The organism is Bacillus sp. LB7, assembly GCF_030449715.1.
GTDB lineage: Bacteria > Bacillota > Bacilli > Bacillales > Bacillaceae > Bacillus > Bacillus paralicheniformis.
On sequence record NZ_JASGCA010000001.1, the window covers coordinates 231,339 to 251,211 of the forward strand.

The 19,873-nt window shown below is 45.7% G+C and carries 20 protein-coding genes, 3 pseudogenes and 1 riboswitch; of the genes and pseudogenes, 20 read left to right on the plus strand and 3 right to left on the minus strand.

Annotated elements, in window-relative coordinates; translation table 11 throughout:
- Positions 1–22 precede the first annotated feature (22 nt).
- The gene (ribH, locus tag QMZ64_RS01100) at positions 23–487 is read left to right on the plus strand and encodes a 6,7-dimethyl-8-ribityllumazine synthase (RefSeq protein WP_003183115.1); all 465 of its coding nucleotides are present in this window, start codon (positions 23–25) and stop codon (positions 485–487) included.
- Positions 488–588: 101 nt separating this feature from the next.
- Positions 589–963: a GNAT family N-acetyltransferase gene (locus QMZ64_RS01105; protein WP_165427452.1), complete on the plus strand. Its 375-nt coding sequence runs from the start codon at positions 589–591 to the stop codon at positions 961–963.
- Positions 964–973: 10 nt separating this feature from the next.
- Here the strand turns inward: QMZ64_RS01105 and QMZ64_RS01110 are convergent, their stop codons facing one another.
- Both QMZ64_RS01110 and QMZ64_RS01115 read right to left on the minus strand, forming a co-directional pair.
- Positions 974–1,495 carry a DUF309 domain-containing protein gene (locus QMZ64_RS01110; protein WP_265626506.1) on the minus strand — a complete coding sequence of 174 codons (522 nt, stop codon included), beginning with the start codon at positions 1,493–1,495 and terminating at the stop codon, positions 974–976.
- 119 nt (positions 1,496–1,614) lie between these two features.
- On the minus strand, positions 1,615–1,710 hold the full coding sequence (locus QMZ64_RS01115) for a YjcZ family sporulation protein (protein WP_003183108.1): 96 nt from the start codon (positions 1,708–1,710) through the stop codon (positions 1,615–1,617).
- 182 nt (positions 1,711–1,892) lie between these two features.
- Between QMZ64_RS01115 and QMZ64_RS01120 the strand changes: the two genes are divergently transcribed.
- The 18 genes and pseudogenes from QMZ64_RS01120 to QMZ64_RS01205 all read left to right on the plus strand — a co-directional run.
- Positions 1,893–2,648, plus strand: a complete 756-nt coding sequence (locus QMZ64_RS01120) for a segregation/condensation protein A (RefSeq protein ID WP_075754113.1) — start codon at positions 1,893–1,895, stop codon at positions 2,646–2,648.
- On the plus strand, positions 2,638–3,231 hold the full coding sequence (gene scpB, locus QMZ64_RS01125) for an SMC-Scp complex subunit ScpB (protein ID WP_265626509.1): 594 nt from the start codon (positions 2,638–2,640) through the stop codon (positions 3,229–3,231). Before QMZ64_RS01120 ends, scpB begins: the two co-directional genes overlap by 11 nt.
- 110 nt (positions 3,232–3,341) lie before the next feature.
- Positions 3,342–3,833, plus strand: coding sequence for a YpuI family protein (locus QMZ64_RS01130; protein WP_265626511.1), 492 nt, complete (start codon positions 3,342–3,344; stop codon positions 3,831–3,833).
- Between the two features lie 155 nt (positions 3,834–3,988).
- Positions 3,989–5,143 carry a D-alanyl-D-alanine carboxypeptidase family protein gene (locus QMZ64_RS01135; RefSeq protein WP_265626513.1) on the plus strand — a complete coding sequence of 385 codons (1,155 nt, stop codon included), beginning with the start codon at positions 3,989–3,991 and terminating at the stop codon, positions 5,141–5,143.
- Positions 5,131–5,718 carry a nucleoside recognition domain-containing protein gene (locus QMZ64_RS01140; RefSeq protein ID WP_020452005.1) on the plus strand — a complete coding sequence of 196 codons (588 nt, stop codon included), beginning with the start codon at positions 5,131–5,133 and terminating at the stop codon, positions 5,716–5,718. Before QMZ64_RS01135 ends, QMZ64_RS01140 begins: the two co-directional genes overlap by 13 nt.
- Before the next feature lie 4 nt (positions 5,719–5,722).
- Entirely contained in the window at positions 5,723–6,259 is a 537-nt protein-coding gene (locus tag QMZ64_RS01145) for a spore maturation protein (protein ID WP_023857485.1), read from the plus strand.
- A 158-nt stretch (positions 6,260–6,417) separates the two neighbouring features.
- Positions 6,418–7,152 carry a 23S rRNA pseudouridine(2605) synthase RluB gene (rluB, locus tag QMZ64_RS01150; RefSeq protein WP_043054363.1) on the plus strand — a complete coding sequence of 245 codons (735 nt, stop codon included), beginning with the start codon at positions 6,418–6,420 and terminating at the stop codon, positions 7,150–7,152.
- A gap of 84 nt (positions 7,153–7,236) precedes the next feature.
- A complete protein-coding gene (gene resA / locus QMZ64_RS01155; protein WP_265627789.1) occupies positions 7,237–7,773 on the plus strand; it encodes a thiol-disulfide oxidoreductase ResA in 537 nt (178 codons plus the stop codon).
- Positions 7,773–9,413 carry a cytochrome c biogenesis protein ResB gene (resB, locus tag QMZ64_RS01160; RefSeq protein WP_265626516.1) on the plus strand — a complete coding sequence of 547 codons (1,641 nt, stop codon included), beginning with the start codon at positions 7,773–7,775 and terminating at the stop codon, positions 9,411–9,413. The genes resA and resB overlap by 1 nt, the downstream gene beginning before the upstream one ends.
- Before the next feature lie 12 nt (positions 9,414–9,425).
- On the plus strand, positions 9,426–10,601 hold the full coding sequence (ccsB, locus tag QMZ64_RS01165) for a c-type cytochrome biogenesis protein CcsB (RefSeq protein ID WP_265626518.1): 1,176 nt from the start codon (positions 9,426–9,428) through the stop codon (positions 10,599–10,601).
- A 145-nt stretch (positions 10,602–10,746) separates the two neighbouring features.
- On the plus strand, positions 10,747–11,469 hold the full coding sequence (locus QMZ64_RS01170; protein WP_003183084.1) for a response regulator transcription factor: 723 nt from the start codon (positions 10,747–10,749) through the stop codon (positions 11,467–11,469).
- A complete protein-coding gene (locus tag QMZ64_RS01175) occupies positions 11,466–13,247 on the plus strand; it encodes an ATP-binding protein (RefSeq protein ID WP_243943380.1) in 1,782 nt (593 codons plus the stop codon). The genes QMZ64_RS01170 and QMZ64_RS01175 overlap by 4 nt, the downstream gene beginning before the upstream one ends.
- Positions 13,248–13,648: 401 nt before the next feature.
- The gene (locus tag QMZ64_RS01180; protein WP_243943382.1) at positions 13,649–14,350 is read left to right on the plus strand and encodes a response regulator transcription factor; all 702 of its coding nucleotides are present in this window, start codon (positions 13,649–13,651) and stop codon (positions 14,348–14,350) included.
- A 3-nt stretch (positions 14,351–14,353) separates the two neighbouring features.
- A pseudogene (locus QMZ64_RS01185) lies at positions 14,354–14,548 on the plus strand (two-component sensor histidine kinase); the annotation flags it as partial.
- A pseudogene (locus QMZ64_RS01190) lies at positions 14,548–14,961 on the plus strand (LCP family glycopolymer transferase); the annotation flags it as partial. The pseudogenes QMZ64_RS01185 and QMZ64_RS01190, both read left to right, overlap by 1 nt.
- Before the next feature lie 255 nt (positions 14,962–15,216).
- Positions 15,217–15,801 carry an RNA polymerase sigma factor SigX gene (gene sigX, locus QMZ64_RS01195; RefSeq protein ID WP_003183073.1) on the plus strand — a complete coding sequence of 195 codons (585 nt, stop codon included), beginning with the start codon at positions 15,217–15,219 and terminating at the stop codon, positions 15,799–15,801.
- The gene (locus tag QMZ64_RS01200; RefSeq protein WP_243943393.1) at positions 15,737–16,843 is read left to right on the plus strand and encodes an RsiX protein; all 1,107 of its coding nucleotides are present in this window, start codon (positions 15,737–15,739) and stop codon (positions 16,841–16,843) included. Before sigX ends, QMZ64_RS01200 begins: the two co-directional genes overlap by 65 nt.
- A gap of 123 nt (positions 16,844–16,966) precedes the next feature.
- Positions 16,967–17,587: pseudogene (locus tag QMZ64_RS01205) on the plus strand (peptidoglycan DD-metalloendopeptidase family protein); the annotation flags it as partial.
- A gap of 251 nt (positions 17,588–17,838) precedes the next feature.
- Here QMZ64_RS01205 and serA read toward each other — a convergent pair.
- A complete protein-coding gene (gene serA, locus QMZ64_RS01210; RefSeq protein ID WP_301441088.1) occupies positions 17,839–19,416 on the minus strand; it encodes a phosphoglycerate dehydrogenase in 1,578 nt (525 codons plus the stop codon).
- 253 nt (positions 19,417–19,669) lie between these two features.
- Positions 19,670–19,803, plus strand: a riboswitch (FMN riboswitch).
- The last annotated feature ends 70 nt before the right edge of the window (positions 19,804–19,873 follow it).

Consider the following 19,873-nt stretch of genomic DNA (forward strand, 5'->3'; position numbering starts at 1 on the left):
CACAAAAAAGGACGGGATTCATATGAATAAAATAGAAGGTCATGTAATTGGAACAGATTTGAAAATTGGGATCGTTGTGTCAAGGTTCAACGATTTTATTACAAGCAAACTTCTAAGCGGTGCAGAAGATACGCTGTTGAGACATGGGGTCAAAGCTGATGATATTGATGTCGCCTGGGTTCCCGGCGCATTCGAGATTCCGCTGATCGCCAAAAAAATGGCTGAAACGAAAAAATACGACGCCGTGATTACACTTGGCACGGTCATCAGAGGAGCGACAAGCCACTATGACTATGTCTGCAATGAAGCGGCAAAGGGGATTGCGGCGAGCAGCATGTCAACAGGCGTTCCGGTGATCTTCGGCGTATTGACGACAGACACGATCGAGCAGGCGGTAGAACGCGCCGGAACAAAAGCCGGAAATAAAGGTGCAGAAGCTGCCGCGGCAGCGATTGAAATGGCGAACCTGACCCGGTCGCTTCAATAATTACCGAAAAAGAGTTTAAAAAGGTTATAAAAATGTTTATAATGTGATGTGAAGCGACTAGCCTTCGTTAGATCCACATTTTGATATATTGAGGGGTATTTATGTTAATTCGTTATAAAAAGTCATTCGAAAAGATTGCGATGGGGCTCCTTTCGTTTATGCCGAATGAGAAGGACGTCAAGCAGCTTCAGCAGACAATTAAAGACTATGAAACGGACACTGAAAGGCAGCTGTTCCTATGGAAAGAAGGCGAGGATATTGTCGGCTGTGTAGGAGTAGAGAAAAGAGAAGAAGAAGTCGAGATCAAGCATATCAGTGTAAACCCGTCTCACCGTCATCAAGGAATCGGCAAAAAAATGGTGTCGGCCATTTCGCAAATGTTTGCACCTAAACCGCTGGTTCCGAATGAATTAACTAAAGGATTCTTTGCGCGCTGTCAGGATCACGAAAATGAAGACATCACATATAACCAATGAGCAGAGGCTACTAGCCTCTGCTCTTTTTTCGCCGTTCGATTTGTTTTTCCCTCTCGGCAACCACTTCAGTCCGGTCTCTCAGCAGGTGTTTATCGATGATGAAGGCGTCCGGTGCATCGTTTGCTCCCCATTCATACGACCTTTTTTCACATTGTTTCCGGCATGCTTTGATCAAAGCTTCATCTGTGATCGGAAGCATGATGCTTTCATAAGGAGAATGGGCTTTAATTTTTTGGTAAGTCTTCCTTAACAGCTTGATGAAGCGGCTGTAATCCAATCCGAGCGATTCGACTGCGTCTTTTTCGGCCGCCAGGATGCGGATGCTGTTCGCCATTAATCTCTCTGCGCCGGCAAAATTGTTTCTCCGCTGATGATAGAGTGCGACAGCCAGCTGAATCAACCCGACCCAGTATGATTTCCGCTCGCCGGGAGGGTCTTTTTTCCAATGGTCCTCTAAAATTTCGTGGCATTCAAAATAATCCCTTGCCCCGTGGAATTCGGCCAGGTAATCGATATAAGCTTGGGGATACATCTGACATCCTCCTTTAAGTTTCCGTTAAAGTGTATCATAAGAACGGAACGGAGGAAAAACGGCTGATATATCCAGCTATGAAAAAAGCGCCCGGGTAACGGACGCTTCTCATTTTTATGTTAATAGATCCATGCCGCTCCTACAATAATCAACAAAATAAACAGAACGACAATCAAAGCAAATCCTCCGCCGTAGCCGAAGCCTTTACCTCCCATGTTGTTCCCTCCTCAGGTTTAAGATTTTACACAGTATTTTATGCAGCATACGCTCAAATCGTATAGGCGAATGCCAAAGCTTCTTAAATTATATTGGACTTCATGCAGACGCGTAATTTATACTAAAGGGTAGCCAGTTTTAGCCGGCTTAGAAGCGATTTTGAAAATGGTGAGAAATGAACATGGAATATCAGGTGAAAATCGAGGCGTTTGAAGGGCCGCTGGATCTGCTGCTGCACTTAATCAACCGCCTTGAAATAGACATTTATGACATACCTGTTGCGAAGATAACCGAGCAGTATTTATTATATGTGCATACGATGCGCGAACTTGAGCTCGACGTGGCCAGCGAATATTTGGTGATGGCTGCGACCCTTCTCAGCATTAAAAGCCGAATGCTCCTTCCAAAGCAGGAAGAGGAGCTGTTTGACGAAGAGTTTCTCGAGGAGGAAGAGGACCCGAGAGAAGAATTGATTGAAAAATTAATAGAGTACAGAAAATACAAAAGTGCCGCGCAAAATTTGAAGGAGCGCGAGGAAGAGCGGCAAAAAGCATTCGCGAAGCCGCCGAGCGATTTAAGCGACTACGCCAAGGAAATCAAACTCAGCGAGCAAAAGCTGTCCGTCACCGTTTACGACATGCTCGGGGCGTTTCAAAAGGTGCTGAACCGCAAAAAAATCAGCCGGCCGTCTGAAACTAGAATTTCAAGACAGGAAATACCGATAGAAGAACGAATGACGCAAATCGTCGATTGTTTGAAATCGTCCCGTAAAAGGATGCATTTTATGGAACTGTTCCCGTACGAACAGAAAGAGCATCTCGTTGTGACGTTTTTGGCGATTTTGGAGCTGATGAAAAACCAGCTGATCATCATTGAACAGGAACACAACTTTTCAGACATTTACATAACAGGGAGTGAAGCGATTCATGACGCTTGATATCGTGAATTGGAAAGCCATTGTCGAAGCGCTTTTGTATGCCGCCGGCGACGAGGGCCTGACAAAAAAACAGCTATTATCCGTTTTGGAGATCGAAGAAGCCGAGCTTCAGGATATTATGCTTGATGTCAAAGAAACCTATGAAAAAGATGACAGGGGCATCGAGCTTGTCGAGTACGCGGATACGTACATGCTTTCGACCAAAAAAGAATTCGCCGTCTATTTGAAAAAGCTGATTGAAGCCCCTTCAAAAGGGCTTTCTCAGGCTGCCCTCGAAGTTTTGGCCATCGTCTCATATAAGCAGCCGATTACAAGAGCGGAAGTCGAGGAGATCAGAGGGGTCAAATCTGAACGGATTCTCCAGAGCCTTGTCGCAAAAGCGCTGTTGTGCGAAGTAGGCCGGGCGGACGGACCGGGCCGGGCAATCTTGTACGGTACAACCGAAACATTCCTTGAACAATTCGGCTTAAAAACGCTTGAAGAACTTCCGCCGCTGCCCGAAAATGTAGAAGAAGACGGGGTTCAGGAAGAAGCCGATCTGTTCTTTGAGAACTTTAACCAGACGTTCGAAGATTTAAAATAGACTCACCTTAAGGACCGAAGTATGATAATATATATTATCGTATTTTTTATGTTTAATTTCATTAAAGAATACGATTGTAACAAAGCGATGAGGAGAGGGTGCCGACACCAATGGGAAAATCTATGGCAAGAGCCCAAACCGAGCAGGCAGGCGAATTTTTAGCACAGACCGTTCAGACGCTGAGCGATTATTTAAACGAAACGACGCTCTCATCCCTTGAAGCCGAAGAGCCCGGGAGCAGAGATTATTATCGCGATGTCCTCAGCAACTTGAGAAAGCTGGCGGTTTACTGTGAAGAAGGGCTTCTGGCCTGCCGAATCAGACTGCAGCAGAATCCTTTTCAGGACGCTGCCGCCGAAAGGACGCTCTATCAGATCTATCATCGATGCATAGAAGAATTTTTTACACCGAAAAAAGATACTTGGTACGAAGACAGCAGAGCGGCCTACACGGGAAAAAACGCCATTTGCTTTCACGAACCAGCGCCGGCCTCATTAAAAAAATTGATGGCTTCGCTTGAAACAGAATATCAATCGATGAGAGAAGAATTGGAATACTATGCGACTGACTATCGGATGAAGATGGTTCAACCGAGATCATAGCTTAAAATGAACCGTGAGCCGGAACTCCCCCTTTCATGAAAGGGGGAGTTTTTAAGTTGCTTTTAGATTTTTCTCGGAGAATCATCCAATTGGTGTTCATAACGGAAAGACAAGCGCATAAACTTGTACAAACAACCACAAGGACGTGAGAGAAAATGCGCTTTTTTCTAAAACAGGCTGCAGCAGCCATCATCATATGCTCTCTTTTATGCTCTTCATACCAAATCGCTGAAGCACAGCCTTCCCTTCATGTCAGCGCAAAAAGCGCGATTGTCATGGACGGGCAATCCGGACGGGTATTGTTTGCGAAGGATGAGCATGAAAAACGGCGCATTGCAAGCATTACGAAGATTATGACAGCCATTTTGGCCGTAGAATCGGGCAAATTGGATGAAACGGTCACGGTCAGCGACAGAGCGGTCAGAACGGAAGGATCATCGATCTATTTGACAAGCGGGCAAAAGGTGAAACTGAAGGACCTTGTTTACGGTTTGATGCTGAGATCGGGAAATGACGCAGCCGTTGCGATTGCCGAGCATGTGGGCGGAAGCCTGGAAGGCTTTGTCTACATGATGAATCAAAAAGCGGCCGACCTCGGCATGGAAAACACCCTGTTCCGCAATCCGCACGGACTCGATGACCACCCTGACCACTATTCCTCGGCCTATGATATGGCGCTTTTGACGAAATATGCGATGACAAACGAAACGTACCAAAAAATCGTCGGAACGAAGCGCTATAAGGCAGAAACGATGCAAGGCATCTGGAGAAATAAAAACAAGCTTTTAACAGGGCTTTACGAATACAGTACAGGCGGGAAGACGGGATATACCAAGCTGGCGAAGCGCACGCTCGTCTCCACTTCATCGAAAGACGGAACTGATTTGATCGCCGTCACCATCAATGCCCCTGACGACTGGAATGATCATATGAACATGTTCAACTATGTATACGGCCACTACAAAACATATATCATCGCCAAAAAAGGCGAGGTTCCGAAATTAAAAGACTCTTTTTACGGGAATAAAGCTTTTATTAAACGGGATGTCACATATTTGTTAAACGAAGATGAAAAAGAAGACGTGAAGGTTGACATCGAGCTTCTTAAACCGAAAAAATCGTGGCGTAAAAACAAAAAAGAAATCCCGGACATCATCGGGGAAATGAACGTCATGTTCAACGGAAAAACGATTGCAAGCGTACCGATCTATTATGAAAACGAACGCAACAAAAAGCCGAAAAAATCGTTTTTCGAGACCTTTCAATCCGTATTCCAAAAAGCGGCAGGCGGTTCATCATGGTCAATATAATCTGGGTCGGCTTAACGGTGATCGGTCTGGTGTTTGCGCTTTTCAACGGAACGGTTCAGGAAGTCAATGAAGCCGTATTTAAAGGTTCGAAGGAAGCCGTCACGATTTCGATCGGCCTGATGAGCGTCCTTGTTTTTTGGCTGGGGCTGATGAAAATCGCCGAACAATCCGGGCTTCTCGAAAAATTCAGCAGGTTGTGCCGGCCGTTCATTTCAAAGCTGTTTCCCGAGATCCCTCCGGATCATCCGGCGATGGGTTATATTTTATCCAATTTAATGGCCAACTTTTTTGGATTGGGCAATGCGGCGACACCGCTCGGCATTAAAGCGATGGAACAGATGAAGGCGCTCAACCGGAACCGCAGGGAAGCGAGCCGCTCAATGATCACTTTTCTGGCGGTCAATACGTCAAGCATTACCTTGATTCCAACGACCGTCATCGCGGTCAGGATGACATATGATGCAAAGGCGCCGACAGACATCGTCGGGCCGACCATTTTGGCGACTTTAATATCGGGGATCTTTGCGATCTTCATTGACCGATACTTTTATTATAGAAGAAAAAAGAAGGGGTGAGCATTTGGAATTCATCAATTGGCTTTCTCTGGCCCTTATCCCGTTTATCATCGCCACGATTCTGCTGTATGGCACATTCAAAAAAGTTCCGACTTATGAAGCGTTTGTTGAGGGAGGGAAGGAAGGAATCCAAATTGCGTTTTCCATTATCCCTTATCTGGTCGGTATGCTTGTCGCGATCACCGTTTTCCGTGCTTCAGGGGCGCTCGATTTTTTTATGAATCTTTTAAAGCCGGTGTTTTCCGCCGTGGGAATTCCGACGGAAGTGGTTCCGCTGGCTCTGATCCGGCCGATTTCGGGAACGGCGGCGCTCGGCATGACGACCGATTTGATCGCAGTTTACGGACCCGATTCGTTCATCGGCCGGCTGGCCTCTGTCATGCAGGGATCGACAGACACGACGCTGTATGTTTTGACCGTCTATTTCGGCGCGGTCGGAATCAAGAAAATGGGGGATGCTTTAAAAGTGGGACTGCTTGCTGATTTAGCGGGAATTATTGCGTCTGTGATTATTGTAACATTGCTGTTTGGAAGCGCCTGATCAAGAGGCGCTTTTTTGCTTTTCTGCCAAAACTGTTTTACTTTTGACGTGAGAAAGGATACATTTAAGGGCGGAGTGCTTCTTTCCTAAGGAAGAAGGCGCCCGCAAACTTGTTTGTTAGTCTGGAAAAAAGTAAGATAATACATGAGGTGAAAGATATGGAACGACTTCAAAAAGTAATCGCCCACGCCGGTATTGCATCAAGGCGGAAGGCGGAGGAACTTATAAAAGAAGGGAGAGTCACGGTCAACGGCAAAACCGTCAGAGAGCTCGGCGTCAAAGTATCAAGCTCCGACCGGATTGAGGTAAACGGCGTCCAGCTCGAAAGCGAAGAACCCGTTTATTTTCTCCTGTATAAACCGAGAGGGGTTATATCAGCAGTCAAAGACGACAAAGGCCGGAAAGTTGTGACCGACTTTTTCACAGAAGTGGAAGAGCGGATCTATCCGATCGGAAGGCTTGATTATGACACAAGCGGCCTCTTATTGTTAACGAATGACGGGGACTTCGCTAATAAATTGATGCACCCGAAATACGAAATTAATAAAACGTATGTGGCAAAGCTGAAAGGCATTCCTTTAAAGGAGAATTTAAAAAAACTTGAGCGGGGCGTACGCCTTGAGGAAGGAAAGACAGCTCCGGCAAAAGTGAAGCTTTTGTCACTCGATAAGAAAAAGCAGACAAGCATCGTCCAAATCACGATCCATGAGGGGCGAAACCGTCAGGTCAGAAGAATGTTTGAAGCCATCGGACACGAAGTGCTCAAGCTGAAAAGGGAAGAGTACGCTTTTTTGAACCTGGCGGGCTTGAAAACCGGGGAAAAAAGAGAGCTCACGCCTCATGAAGTGAAAAGGCTCAGGGCATTGGCCGAACACGGTAAAGCGGCTTTCTAAATTTTCACACAACCTTCAAAAAAGGCAAATGGCAGGCAGTCATGAGATGATATAATGATACTGAATGTCTAAATGAGGGGGCGGATTATGAAAAAAAAGCGTTTTTACATTCGGACAGGCATCCTCCTTGTGCTGCTTGCAGCGCTTGGCTACACGCTGTACAGCGCCGTGTTTCAAAAGACGGAGAGTGTGGCGGTGGGGGAAAAAGCTCCCAATTTTTCGCTGGAGGATGTTGACGGCAACCGTCTCAAACTGGACGAGCTAAAAGGCAAAGGGGTATTTTTAAACTTTTGGGGAACATGGTGCGAACCATGCAAAAGAGAATTTCCTTACATGGCGAATCAATACAAAGTGTTTAAGGATCAAGGGGTTGAAATCGTCGCCGTCAATGTCGGCGAATCAAACCTTGCCGTCCGAAACTTTATGAAAGACTACGGCGTCAATTTTCCGGTTGTGCTTGATAAAGACAGGCAGGTTCTGAACGCCTACGATGTCACACCGCTGCCGACCACGTTTCTGATCAACCCTGACGGAGAGGTTGTCAAGGTCGTGTCTGGAACGATGACAGAACGGATGATCCATGATTATATGAATATGATCAAACCAGAGGGATCGTCATGATGAAAGAAATCAAATGCGAATGCGGCCATGTGAATCCGACGGGTACCGTTTTGTGTGAATCGTGCGGAAAGCCGCTCGTCAAACAGGATGCCAAACTCCTTGACATGCGGTATGACGGAAGTGCGAGACGCTCTCAAACATATAACAAAACAATCGTAGATAAAATATGGAACTTCTTTTCGTCTGTGAAGGTCGGCGTCTGGCTGATCGTCATTACGCTGACAGCATCTGCTTTTGGAACGATTTTCCCGCAGGAAATGTTCCTGCCGCCGGGTGCGCAGGCTGATACATACTACAGCGAACAATACGGGCTTCTCGGACAAATCTATTATGCTCTCGGTTTTCACAATCTTTACGGTTCATGGTGGTTTATTATTCTGGTTGCCTCAATCGGCATATCGCTTGTGATCTGCAGTCTTGACCGGGTCGTTCCTTTGTACAGGGCGCTGAAAAATCAGGGCGTCACGCGAAATCCGAACTTTATGGAGAGGCAGCGCCTTTTCAGCCGGACGGAAGCGGACATGTCTGAAGACACCAGATCGCAAATCGTCGGTAAACTGAAGAAAAAACGATACCGCGTCAAAGAAGAAAACGGCAACCTGTTTGCGGAAAAAGGCCGTTTTTCAAGGTGGGGCCCATATGTGAACCATATCGGGCTGATCATATTCCTCATCGGGGTCATGCTCAGATTTGTTCCGGGCATGTATGTCGACGAAACCCTTTGGATCAGGGAAGGGGAGACCGTGCCCATCCCGGGAACTGACGGCCATTACTACTTGAAAAACAACCGGTTTACAAAAGAAATGTACGACAGTGAAAAAGAAAAAGACGTATTTTCAGAGGCGATTACTAAAGCGGGTGACGGGACTGTCGCAAAAACATATCAAACCGATGTTGAACTGTATGAAAGAAAAAATGACAGCCTGCCGGGTGAAGCGCCTGAATTGAAGAAAGTGAAAAGCGGCAAGATCAGGGTCAATGACCCGCTGAAATTCGGTTCATATGCACTCTATCAGCTGACTTACAAGGAAGGCGAGCTCGACAAAATGGTGTTTCAGCTGATTGAAAAAGACAGCGGGAAATCTTTCGGCAAAGTGGCAATCGACCTCTTGGAGCCGAAACCGGAATATGATCTTGGCAACGGTTACAAAGTTCATATTGCAAGCTACCTGCCGGACTTTTATTTTAACAAAGACGGAGAGCCGAGCACGAAAACGAGGAATCCGAACAATCCGGCTTTTGTATTCCAGATCACCGCCCCGGATAAGCCTAAAGGAGAAAAGAGTTTCGTTGCGATTCAGGAAACAATCGAAGGTTCTGACGACAATAAATATAAGATGAAGTTTGACCACGTCGAAACGAAAAATCTCTCAGGCCTCACCATTAGAAAAGATTTGACTTTATGGGTGCTCATGGTCGGCGGCGCCATCTTTATGATCGGCGTCATCCAGGGGATGTACTGGCACCACAGAAGGATCTGGCTCAGAACGCTGGATGGGCATGTGCTCGTCGCCGGACATACGAACAAAAACTGGTACGGGCTGAAGCAGGACTTGAAGGCCGTACTTGAGGATACGGGGATATCCGAACCGGCCGATCAAAAAGAACTGTCAAAGGAAAAAAATAAACGGCCAGCATAGGGAGGGGTTTTCATGGCAGAGTTAAGCGGCAATTTATTGTACGCGGCATTTCTTTTGTATCTCTCAGCGGTCTTCTTTTTTGGCGGCTCCATCAGGAGCAAGGCTTCAGACCGGAAGAAGAAGAACCGCTGGGCGTCGATCGCAGTATTGATCACGATCATCGGATTTGTATGCCAGTTTGGATATTTTATTGCGAGATGGATCGTTTCCGGACACGCACCTGTCAGCAATCTTTTTGAATTCACAACGGCTTTCAGCATGATGCTCGTTCTGGCGTTCATCATCATCTACTTTATTTACAAGCTGTCTGCTTTGGGTCTGTTTACACTGCCTGTTGTCCTGCTGTTAATCGCATATGCCAGCATGTTTCCGACCGATATCACACCGCTGATTCCGTCGCTTCAAAGCAACTGGCTTTATATTCATGTCACGACTGCAGCTCTCGGACAGGCGATTCTCGCCATCAGCTTTGTCGCCGGCGTGATCTTTCTGCTCAAGCATGTGGATCAGTCACAGCCGGGCAAAAAAACGTTCTGGCTCGAATTTGTCATGTTTATGCTTGTGACAACGCTCGCGTTTATCCTTGTCACGACCTCATTCCGCATTGGGGGCTATGAAGCGAAGTTCAAGTGGATTGATAAAGACAACCAGGAAGACGTCATGAGTTACGAGCTTCCCGCTCTGATCGGACCGAACAAAGGCGAACTTTTAACAGAGGAGAGAATGGAGCCGTTTGTCAATGTGCCGCCTATTTTTTCAGGCCGGAAGCTGAATACGGTTCTCTGGTCGTTTGGAACCGGCGCATTGCTTTACGGTGTCATCAGGCTGATCATCAGAAAACGCATCAGTCAGCTTCTTCAGCCGCTCGTGAAAAATGTGAACCTTGACCTTGTCGATGAAATCGGCTATCGCTCCGTTTCGATCGGCTTTCCGGTTTTTACGCTTGGCGCGCTTATTTTCGCGATGATATGGGCACAGCTGGCATGGAGCAGATTCTGGGGCTGGGATCCGAAAGAAGTCTGGGCGCTGATTACATTTTTGTTTTATGCAGCTTATCTGCATCTCAGGCTTTCAAGAGGCTGGCACGGCGAAAAATCGGCGTGGCTCGCCGTCATCGGTTTTGCCATTATTATGTTTAATCTTATTTTTGTAAACCTTGTCATCGCCGGACTTCACTCTTATGCATGATCCGTGCGGTGCAGGAAGGTCCGGGCTTTTCGCCGGGCCTTCCGCAGCTTATCGTTTTAAAGTGCGGAAAGGCCATTCTTAGCTTGGCTTACAATCGCTTTTCTAATAAAATGAATGTAAGAAGATTCAAATCAGGAGGTTTACGATGGAACAGACGAAAGAGACAAAAATATTAGTAGTAGACGATGAGGCAAGAATCAGACGACTTTTAAAAATGTACCTGGAAAGGGAAAACTATAAGATCGAGGAAGCCGAGAATGGCGACGAAGCCATCGATAAAGCCCTGGGCAACGATTACGATTTAATCCTGCTCGATTTGATGATGCCCGGAACAGACGGCATTGAAGTATGCCGCCAAGTACGCGACAAAAAAGCCACTCCGATCATCATGCTGACGGCGAAAGGCGAAGAAGCGAACCGGGTGCAGGGCTTTGAAGTCGGAACCGATGACTATATTGTAAAACCTTTCAGTCCGAGGGAAGTGGTGCTGAGAGTCAAAGCGCTCTTGAGAAGATCATCGCAAACCTCTTACCTGAATACAGATACAACGGCAAAAAATGTTCTTGTTTTTTCTCACTTATCCATTGATCACGATGCACACAGAGTTATGGCGGACGGAACCGAAGTCAGCCTGACGCCGAAAGAATATGAACTGCTTTACTTCCTGGCCAAAACCCCTGATAAAGTATACGATCGTGAAAAGCTGCTGAAGGAAGTATGGCAATACGAGTTTTTCGGTGATTTGAGAACGGTCGACACCCATGTTAAACGTCTACGTGAAAAATTGAACAAAGTCTCGCCGAAAGCTGCGAAAAAAATCGTAACAGTATGGGGTGTCGGGTATAAATTTGAGGTCGGAAACGAATGAAGTTTTGGAAGAGCGTAGTCGGTAAACTGTGGTTTACCATACTGCTTTTGGTTTCATTTGTCTTATTTATCCTTACGTTCTTTCTGCTTGAGTTTATTGAAAACTACCATGTTGATGAAGCGGAAGCTGATTTGACAAAGCTCGCCAGCAAGGTGGCCGTCATCATGGAAAACCATAAAGACCAGGAGACAGCCAGATCGATTACATGGGAGCTTGCCGATGAACTGACGAGCATTACCGTTATCAAAAATGAGAATGAATATTGGGATTCACCGCGGGAAAATCAAAAAGTGGCTTCCATTACATTAAAAGATATTAAAAATGATCCCGATCTGAACGAAGCGCTTCAGAAGCATCAAAAAGTGCAGAAGCGGACGGTCATCTCCAATCAAAAGAACGATCAGCTGATTGTCGGTGTACCGTACGGGAAAGGCGAAGATGAAGGCATGGTGTTTCTTTCTCAGTCGCTTCTTGCCGTGAAAGATACGACACAGCATACGACAAGGTATATTCTCTTTGCCGCTGCAATTGCGATTGTGTTAACGACGATTTTCGCTTTCTTCCTGTCGAGCCGGATTACCTACCCGCTCAGAAAAATGCGGCAAGGTGCACAGGATTTGGCAAAAGGGAAGTTTGATACGAAAATTCCGATTCTGACCCAGGATGAAATCGGCGAGCTGGCGATTGCCTTTAACCAAATGGGGCGCCAGCTGAAGTTCCATATTACGGCGCTCAATCAGGAAAAGGAGCATTTGTCGAATATATTAAGCAGTATGGCAGATGGCGTGATCACCATCAATATCGACGGGACGATCCTTGTGACTAACCCTCCGGCAGAACGCTTTTTACAGGCTTGGTATTATGAGCAGAACATGAATGTAAAAGAAGGCCATGAACTGCCTCCTGAAGCGCGCGAGCTTTTTCAAAACACCGTCAGCACGGAGAAGGAACAGATGATTGAAATGACCCTGCAAGGCAGAACATGGGTGCTGCTCATGAGTCCGCTGTACAATCAGTCACATGTGCGCGGAGCGGTCGCCGTGTTGAGGGATATGACGGAGGAAAGACGGCTTGATAAGCTGAGAAAAGACTTTATCGCCAATGTCAGCCATGAGCTGAGAACACCGATTTCGATGCTTCAAGGGTACAGCGAAGCGATCGTTGACGACATTGCAAGCTCTGAGGAAGAAAAAAAGGAAATCGCGCAGGTCATCTATGACGAGTCTTTACGAATGGGAAGGCTTGTGAATGATTTGCTGGACCTTGCCAGAATGGAGGCGGGCCATATTTCCTTAAACGTTGAACCGGTGGAGCTCCGCGAATTTTTCGAGAGGGTGTTCAGGAAGTTTTACGGAGTGGCCGGGGACAAAGAGATTACGCTTTCTCACAATCTTGATCTGCATGAAGCCAAATTTGTGTTTGACCCGGACAAAATGGAGCAGGTTTTAACAAACTTGATAGACAACGCGATCCGCCATACAAATGCCGGGGGCACCGTACATGTCGATGTGCAGTCAGCGCAAAGCGGGCTGAAGATCGCCGTGAAAGACTCGGGCAGCGGCATTCCCGAAGAGGACCTGCCGTTTATTTTTGAACGCTTTTACAAGGCGGATAAAGCAAGGACGAGAGGAAAAGGCGGGACGGGCCTCGGACTTGCGATCGTCAAAAACATCGTCGATGCACACAACGGATCGATCACCGTCCACAGCATGCTGAACGAAGGGACTTCCTTCACGTTTTACATTCCAAGAAATAAGCAGGATGATGGCCAAATTTGACGAACAATCTTGTTCCATAAGAAACAAAGAGCACCTGTTCATGCAGAACAGGTGCTCCGTTATTTGAGAACAAAATGTATCCAATTTGTAAAATGTCTGCTTATCCTGAAACGTTTTTGCCTTTGTTGCCGTTAAAAGAGTGGGAATTCCAAAAGACAGATGATCATCGATGAAGAATTTGGGATAACCGGAAACTTTGTCATAGTAAAAACCGGATATGGACCCGTTCTGATCATTATAAAAGGCCGTTCATTTTTTCTGCGCCTTATAGCCCGCCAGCGATCCAATTGCGGAAAGTCAAATGTTGGTTTAGATTTATGTATCATCTCTATAGAAGGATGCGAGGAACAAAAGAGATTTTTAGAAAAATAAGCTTGAAACAGGGAATGAATGATGACTTTATGGATAAAACCAAAATACTGATTATTGAAGATGATGAAGCAATTGCTGATTTGCTTTCATACGGGCTGACGTCCGAAGGTTTTGAAACGTGCACGGTCAATAACGGCTCCTCAGGCATGAGGGAATTAGATCAGTTCAAACCTGATCTTCTGCTGCTCGATTGGATGCTGCCTGACTGCAGCGGATTGGATATTTGCAAAACAGTGACCGAAAGCTATAATATTCCGATCCTGATGATCACCGCCAAATCAGATATCACGGATAAAATACTCGGGTTGGAATTCGGGGCCGACGACTATATTACAAAGCCGTTTGATCTGCGCGAAGTTGTCGCGAGAATCCGCACGATCCTTCGGCGTCTGGAACAAGCCTATCATGTGAACGAACGGGAAACGGAAAAAGAGGATGAGATCCGGTTTAAAAATATTGTGATCGTTCCGGGTGAAAGACTGGTGAAAAAAGACGGATCAGCCGTCGAATTGACTCCTAAAGAATATGATCTGCTGATGACTTTGGTTGACCATCGGGGAAAAGTTTTTACGCGTTCAGAGCTTTTGGAATTCGTTTGGGGATACGATTTTTTCGGTGACACCCGCACAGTTGATACCCATATTCAAAGACTCCGCAAAAAGCTTGATGCAAGCGACTTGATTAAAACGGTGTTCGGCATCGGATATAAATTCGAGAAGCAGGAGGAGTAGAGAGTGTTACGGACCATCAAGGGCAAGTTTATTGTTGGCTTTTTTCTGATTTTTTCTCTCTCTTTCCTTGTGCTCAATCACACGGTTAAGAACGTGATTTGGTCGAGTAATGAAAAAATTGTAACATCTGATTTAGTCGAACTGAAAAAAAACAGTATCGTCTATGTAAACCAGGCATTTTTAATCAATCACTATAAATTGATTTCACCCTTGAAGGCGCGCATCTGTCAAAAGGGAAGCAGCATCTTGACGGCAAAACTGCTTTGACATATGCTAGGATGAGAAAAGACGATCCCCGCGGTGATTTTGGACGCCAAGAGCGGCAGCGTGAGATCATCAACGAAATTATTCATGAAGGTGCCCAATTAAAATCATTAACAAACTATCAAGAGATTTTGACAGCATTAGAAAAAAACATCAAAACAAACTTAACACTGGACAAGATGATCGATATTCAACATTCTTATAAAGAAGCTGCCAAGGATATTAAACAGATAGAAATTGAGGGTGAAGATAAAAAAGTTGACGGCTTATGGTATCACCTGGTGACTGACGAAAAGAGAAAGGCGATTTCCAAAAAACTTCGCCAACAATTGGACTTAAAGTCATAAACGGATGAAAATCAGGCCATTTCAAAGGATCCGTCTTAAGGAACGTTCCGATTATGAGTATTCGGACACAGCTCAGTGAGAAGCTTGGCACCTGTTCATTTAGAACAGGTGCTTTTATGCTTGTTAAGTTAAAATTAACCTTAACTTTAGTAAAACCCTCTTTCCATTTTCATATGTTCGTAATATAGTTGTAATAGTTGTAATGTAACTTTTTAAGATTGACAAACGACAATAAATTGAACGGAGGGGTTTCAGGTGGAAGAAACCTTTCAGAAAATATATGATCAGTATCATCAGGATTTATTTCAGTTTTTATTTTATATGGTAAAAGACAAAAACCAGGCAGAAGACTTAGTTCAGGAAGTATACATCCGCGTCCTGCATTCTTATGAAACATTTGAAGGCAGAAGCAGTGAAAAAACCTGGCTTCTTTCGATTGCGCGGCACGTTGCGATCGACTGGTTCAGAAAGCAGCAGACGATCCGCCAGCGGATTTTGGGGACGTTTGACTGGGAGAAACAAGATGTAAAAGACCGCAAGCCTCTGCCTGAGGACATCGTAATGCAGAATGAAAACCTGAAGGAAATTTTCGAGGCCCTTGACAAGTGTACGCTTGATCAAAGATCGGTTATCGTATTGCGGTTTATCCAAGGGTATTCGATCAGTGAAACGGCAAAAGCCTTAAATTTTTCCGAAAGCAAGGTAAAAACCACTCAGCATCGCGGTCTGAAAGTGCTTCGTAAACAGATGGAGCTTTTGAAGGAGGATCCAAAGAATGAAGAAGTCAGAATGGAACGAAGAACGGCTGAAGGCGTTACTAAGCCAACTTCCAACGGTTAAGGATAATCGTTCGGCAAATCAGATCTATCAAAAGCTGATTCTCGCACCTAAGCGTAAATCACCGAAAAAACGGGTCGGCGCATTTGCTGCTACAGTTTTGGTTCTCTTTCTTCTGATGCTGATCACTCCTCAATTAATCGAACAGATCAGATCTCAAAACAGCGCCGACGCAAACATTTCATCTGACGGAAAATTGGTGCAGACGGAGGCTGATGCTGCCCAGTCTGAACCTGCAAATACGTTTGTCGTCTCCCAGAGTCAAAAAGACGACTATATCACCTTCGCTTTCCTTGATGAGTCCAAGTCTGTCGTTGTCCCGATAAGTCTTGAGAAAAGCATAAGCATGACGAATCTTGAAGATGCGCTTCACGCCTACAGCCGGCTTAAAGTGGACCAATTTACATCATTTGATACAGCTTATCTTGATCAGGTGAAGTTCAAAGAACAGAAAAACGGTAAAAAACTGACGATTCAAGTAAATGAAAAAATACCGGAGCTTTCAGTGGAAGATTTCGAACGGCTGAAAAATGTGATCAATGAAACCTTTAAATGGGGTTCGTATGATTCTGTTTTGTTTATTTCCGATGATAAATCCGGCGTTGAATTTGAATCATTTGGAATGCTCGCCGATATGGCGATTATGCATCAGACGCAAAAAGGCTACTATTTATATGAAAGCTCTGACGGACGCCGGTTCCTTGCACCTTCAAGCGAATCTTACGAAACGGTGCAGGAAGCGATAAAGATGATGAAAAATAAAGAAAGCAGCACTCATTTACAACCCATCCTATCCGATGATACGCAGATTGAAGATATCCAAAAGAATGGAAAAGAACTGATCATTCAATTTTCTTCCTCCGCGAATATTGAAAATAAACCTGAAGACGTCTTGATGGTGGAAGGCCTTCTATTGACCGCCAAAGATTTCGGGTTCACAAAAGTGAAATTTAAAAATGCATCCACAACCAAGGTCGGCGCCTATGACTTGTCGAAATCTGTACAGGTTCCGTACGCACCGAATCCGATAACGATAGAAAGCTAAAAGACTCCCTGAGAGGAGTCTTTTTTTGATGTATAAAATGTATTGATTTGGAAGTATACTAAGCTGTCTCCGAATAGGGGGAATTTTACCGCAGATGCTTGTAATAGGAGGATATGGAAAACCTTGAAGATACTCAGACATCAAAACTTCCTGTTCGCGATCGCATGGCTTTCGGGGCTTGCGTTTCTCGTCACCGCACCGGGGGCGGCAGCTTCAGAGTGGATTGAACCGATTAAAGGGGAGATCACAGATCAATTCGGGACGAGAGACGGAAAGCATAAGGGGATTGACATCGCTGCTCCCGAAGGGGAGGCTGTAGCGGCTGCCGCAGACGGAACGGTAAGCAAATCGTATCAATCGGACTCCTACGGCCACGTGATATTTATCAAACATGACAACGGATATGAAACCGTTTATGCCCACTTAAGCAAACGCCTGAAAAAGGAAAAAGAACTGGTGAAAAAAGGCGAGCAAATCGGAATCATCGGCAATACGGGAATATCGACCGGAACCCACCTGCATTTTGAAATGCATCACGGTTCATGGACTGAAGATAAAAGATATGCAATCAATCCGCTGACAGTGCTTCGTGAAGAAGCGCTCCGGCAAAATGCTGTCCACGTTCATCAAAACACCGGGACAATGAGCGGTGCGGTAACTGTTCAAAAAGGGGACACGCTCTGGAAAATCAGCAAGGATAGCGGTATATCAATCGAGGAGATCATGAGAATAAACGGGTTGAAACATTCGAAGCTTAAGGCTGGCCAAACACTCCTCCTTCATGACGATGAGCCGAAGACCGGCACATATGTGGTGCAGAAAGGGGATACGCTCCATCATATCGCTGAAAAAATGGGCGTTACTGTCCGGCACCTCAAAGAATGGAACGATTTGAAAGGAGAGCAGATTTATCCCCGCCAGCTGCTTGAGATCAAGGAGAGTTCCTAAAAAAACGGAACCCGAAAGGAATTTCTTTCAGGTTCCGGGGCTTTTTATTAAGGAAGATCGATGACTTTAACAGACACGATATCCGGAATGTTTTTCAGCTCATTTAAAATGTTGTCCTCAAGGTGGCGGTCAAATGAAAGCATCATGATCGCTTCTCCGCCTTTTTCTTTTCGGCCCACTTGCATAGTGGCGATGTTGATGTCATGGTCTCCTAAAATTCGTCCGACATGGCCGATAGCCCCCGGTTTATCCTGGTGGTGAATATACACAAGGTGTCCTGCCGGATAAAAATCGATATCAAAGCCGTTTAAGGCAACGATGCGACCGCCGAAGTGCGGAATGTACGTCGCTCTTAAAGAGAATGTCGTCACATCTCCGGTGACAGTCACAGAAATGCAGTTTTCATAGCCTGACTCATTGGAAGAAATTTTTTCGCTGAAGCTGATGCCGCGCTCTTTCGCGACAGTGCCGGCATTCACTTCGTTGACGGTAGCCGCGACCCTCGGCTTCAGGAATCCGGCCAAAAGGCTTTTCGTAATAAATGACGTTTCAAGTTTGGCGATAGAGCCTTCATATTGGATGGCTACATCTTGAACAGGCTCATTCATGCACTGGGACACAAGGTTTCCGATCGTATTGGCAAACTGATGATAAGGCTGGATTTTTTCGAATGAATCCTTTGTCATGGCCGGAAGGTTGATCGCGGACATCACAGGATTTCCTTGCGCATACTGAAGGACTTCTTCGGAAACTTGTGCAGCGACATTCAGCTGGGCTTCTTTCGTTGAAGCGCCCAAGTGAGGAGTCGCGACCACAAGCGGATGATCGATCAGTTTTGAATCGACCGGAGGCTCGACTTCAAACACGTCGAGGGCAGCGCCTGCGACATGTCCGCTTTCCAAAGCTTCCAAAAGCGCCGCTTCATCGATGATGCCGCCTCTTGCACAGTTCACGAGACGAACGCCTTTTTTCGTCTTTGCGATGGTTTCTTTGTTCAAAAGTCCCTTCGTTTCTTTTGTGAGCGGGGTATGAACCGTAATGATGTCGGCGCATGCCAGAACTTCTTCAAAGCTGTTCGCATTAACGCCGAGCTTGCTTGCCCTTTCTTGAGTCAGGAACGGGTCAAATACATGAACGGTCATGCCGAACGCTTTTGCGCGGCTCGCGATTTCGCTTCCAATGCGGCCCATTCCGATGATGCCGAGCGTTTTTCCGTAAAGCTCCGAACCGACGTAAGCCGAACGGTTCCACTCCCTTGATTTAACGGAGATGTTTGCCTGCGGAATATATCTCATTAACGCTGAAAACATTGCAAAAGTATGTTCAGCAGTTGAAATTGTATTTCCGTTTGGCGCGTTTACGACGATGACACCGTGCTTTGTCGCCTCGTCAATATCGATATTGTCGACGCCGACACCTGCTCTGGCAACGATTTTTAGTGAAGTCATCTTTTTAAACAATTCTTCGGTAACCTTCGTGGCGCTCCGCACCAAGAGAGCGTCAAACGTATGAAGCTCGTCTTCCGCTTCCGCAACATTCTTTTCTACAATTTCAATAAAATCTGCTTCCATTAATGGTTTGAGGCCGTCGCTGGACATTTTATCTGAGACCAATACTCGAAACATGTAAGATTTCCTCCTAAATAAGCGTCATAAATATCTGATAATTTACCATATTCCATAAAGGGTGTCAATGAGTTTCGCGCGGAAAGACGAAAATTAAAAATGAAATAACTGTGAATGTGCGGTTTTTAGCGTATGGGAAAAGTGAGTTTGCCGAAATATCCTGAAGGACGTCCCAAAACAGGGCCATAAGCTTTGAATCTGTACATTTTTTCACAATTCATTTATAATAATATCAGTATTAAAAATAAATAAGATCAATCTTCGGGGCAGGGTGAAATTCCCTACCGGCGGTGATGAGCAAGCGCTCTAAGCCCGCGAGCCTCTTTAGGGGCAGGATTCGGTGCGATTCCGAAGCCGACAGTATAGTCTGGATGGGAGAAGATGGAGGTTCCGTGCGTTTTGAAATGATATTTTCAAACGTTTATTTGACCTGTCTGTAAAACAGCCCCGCTTTTTC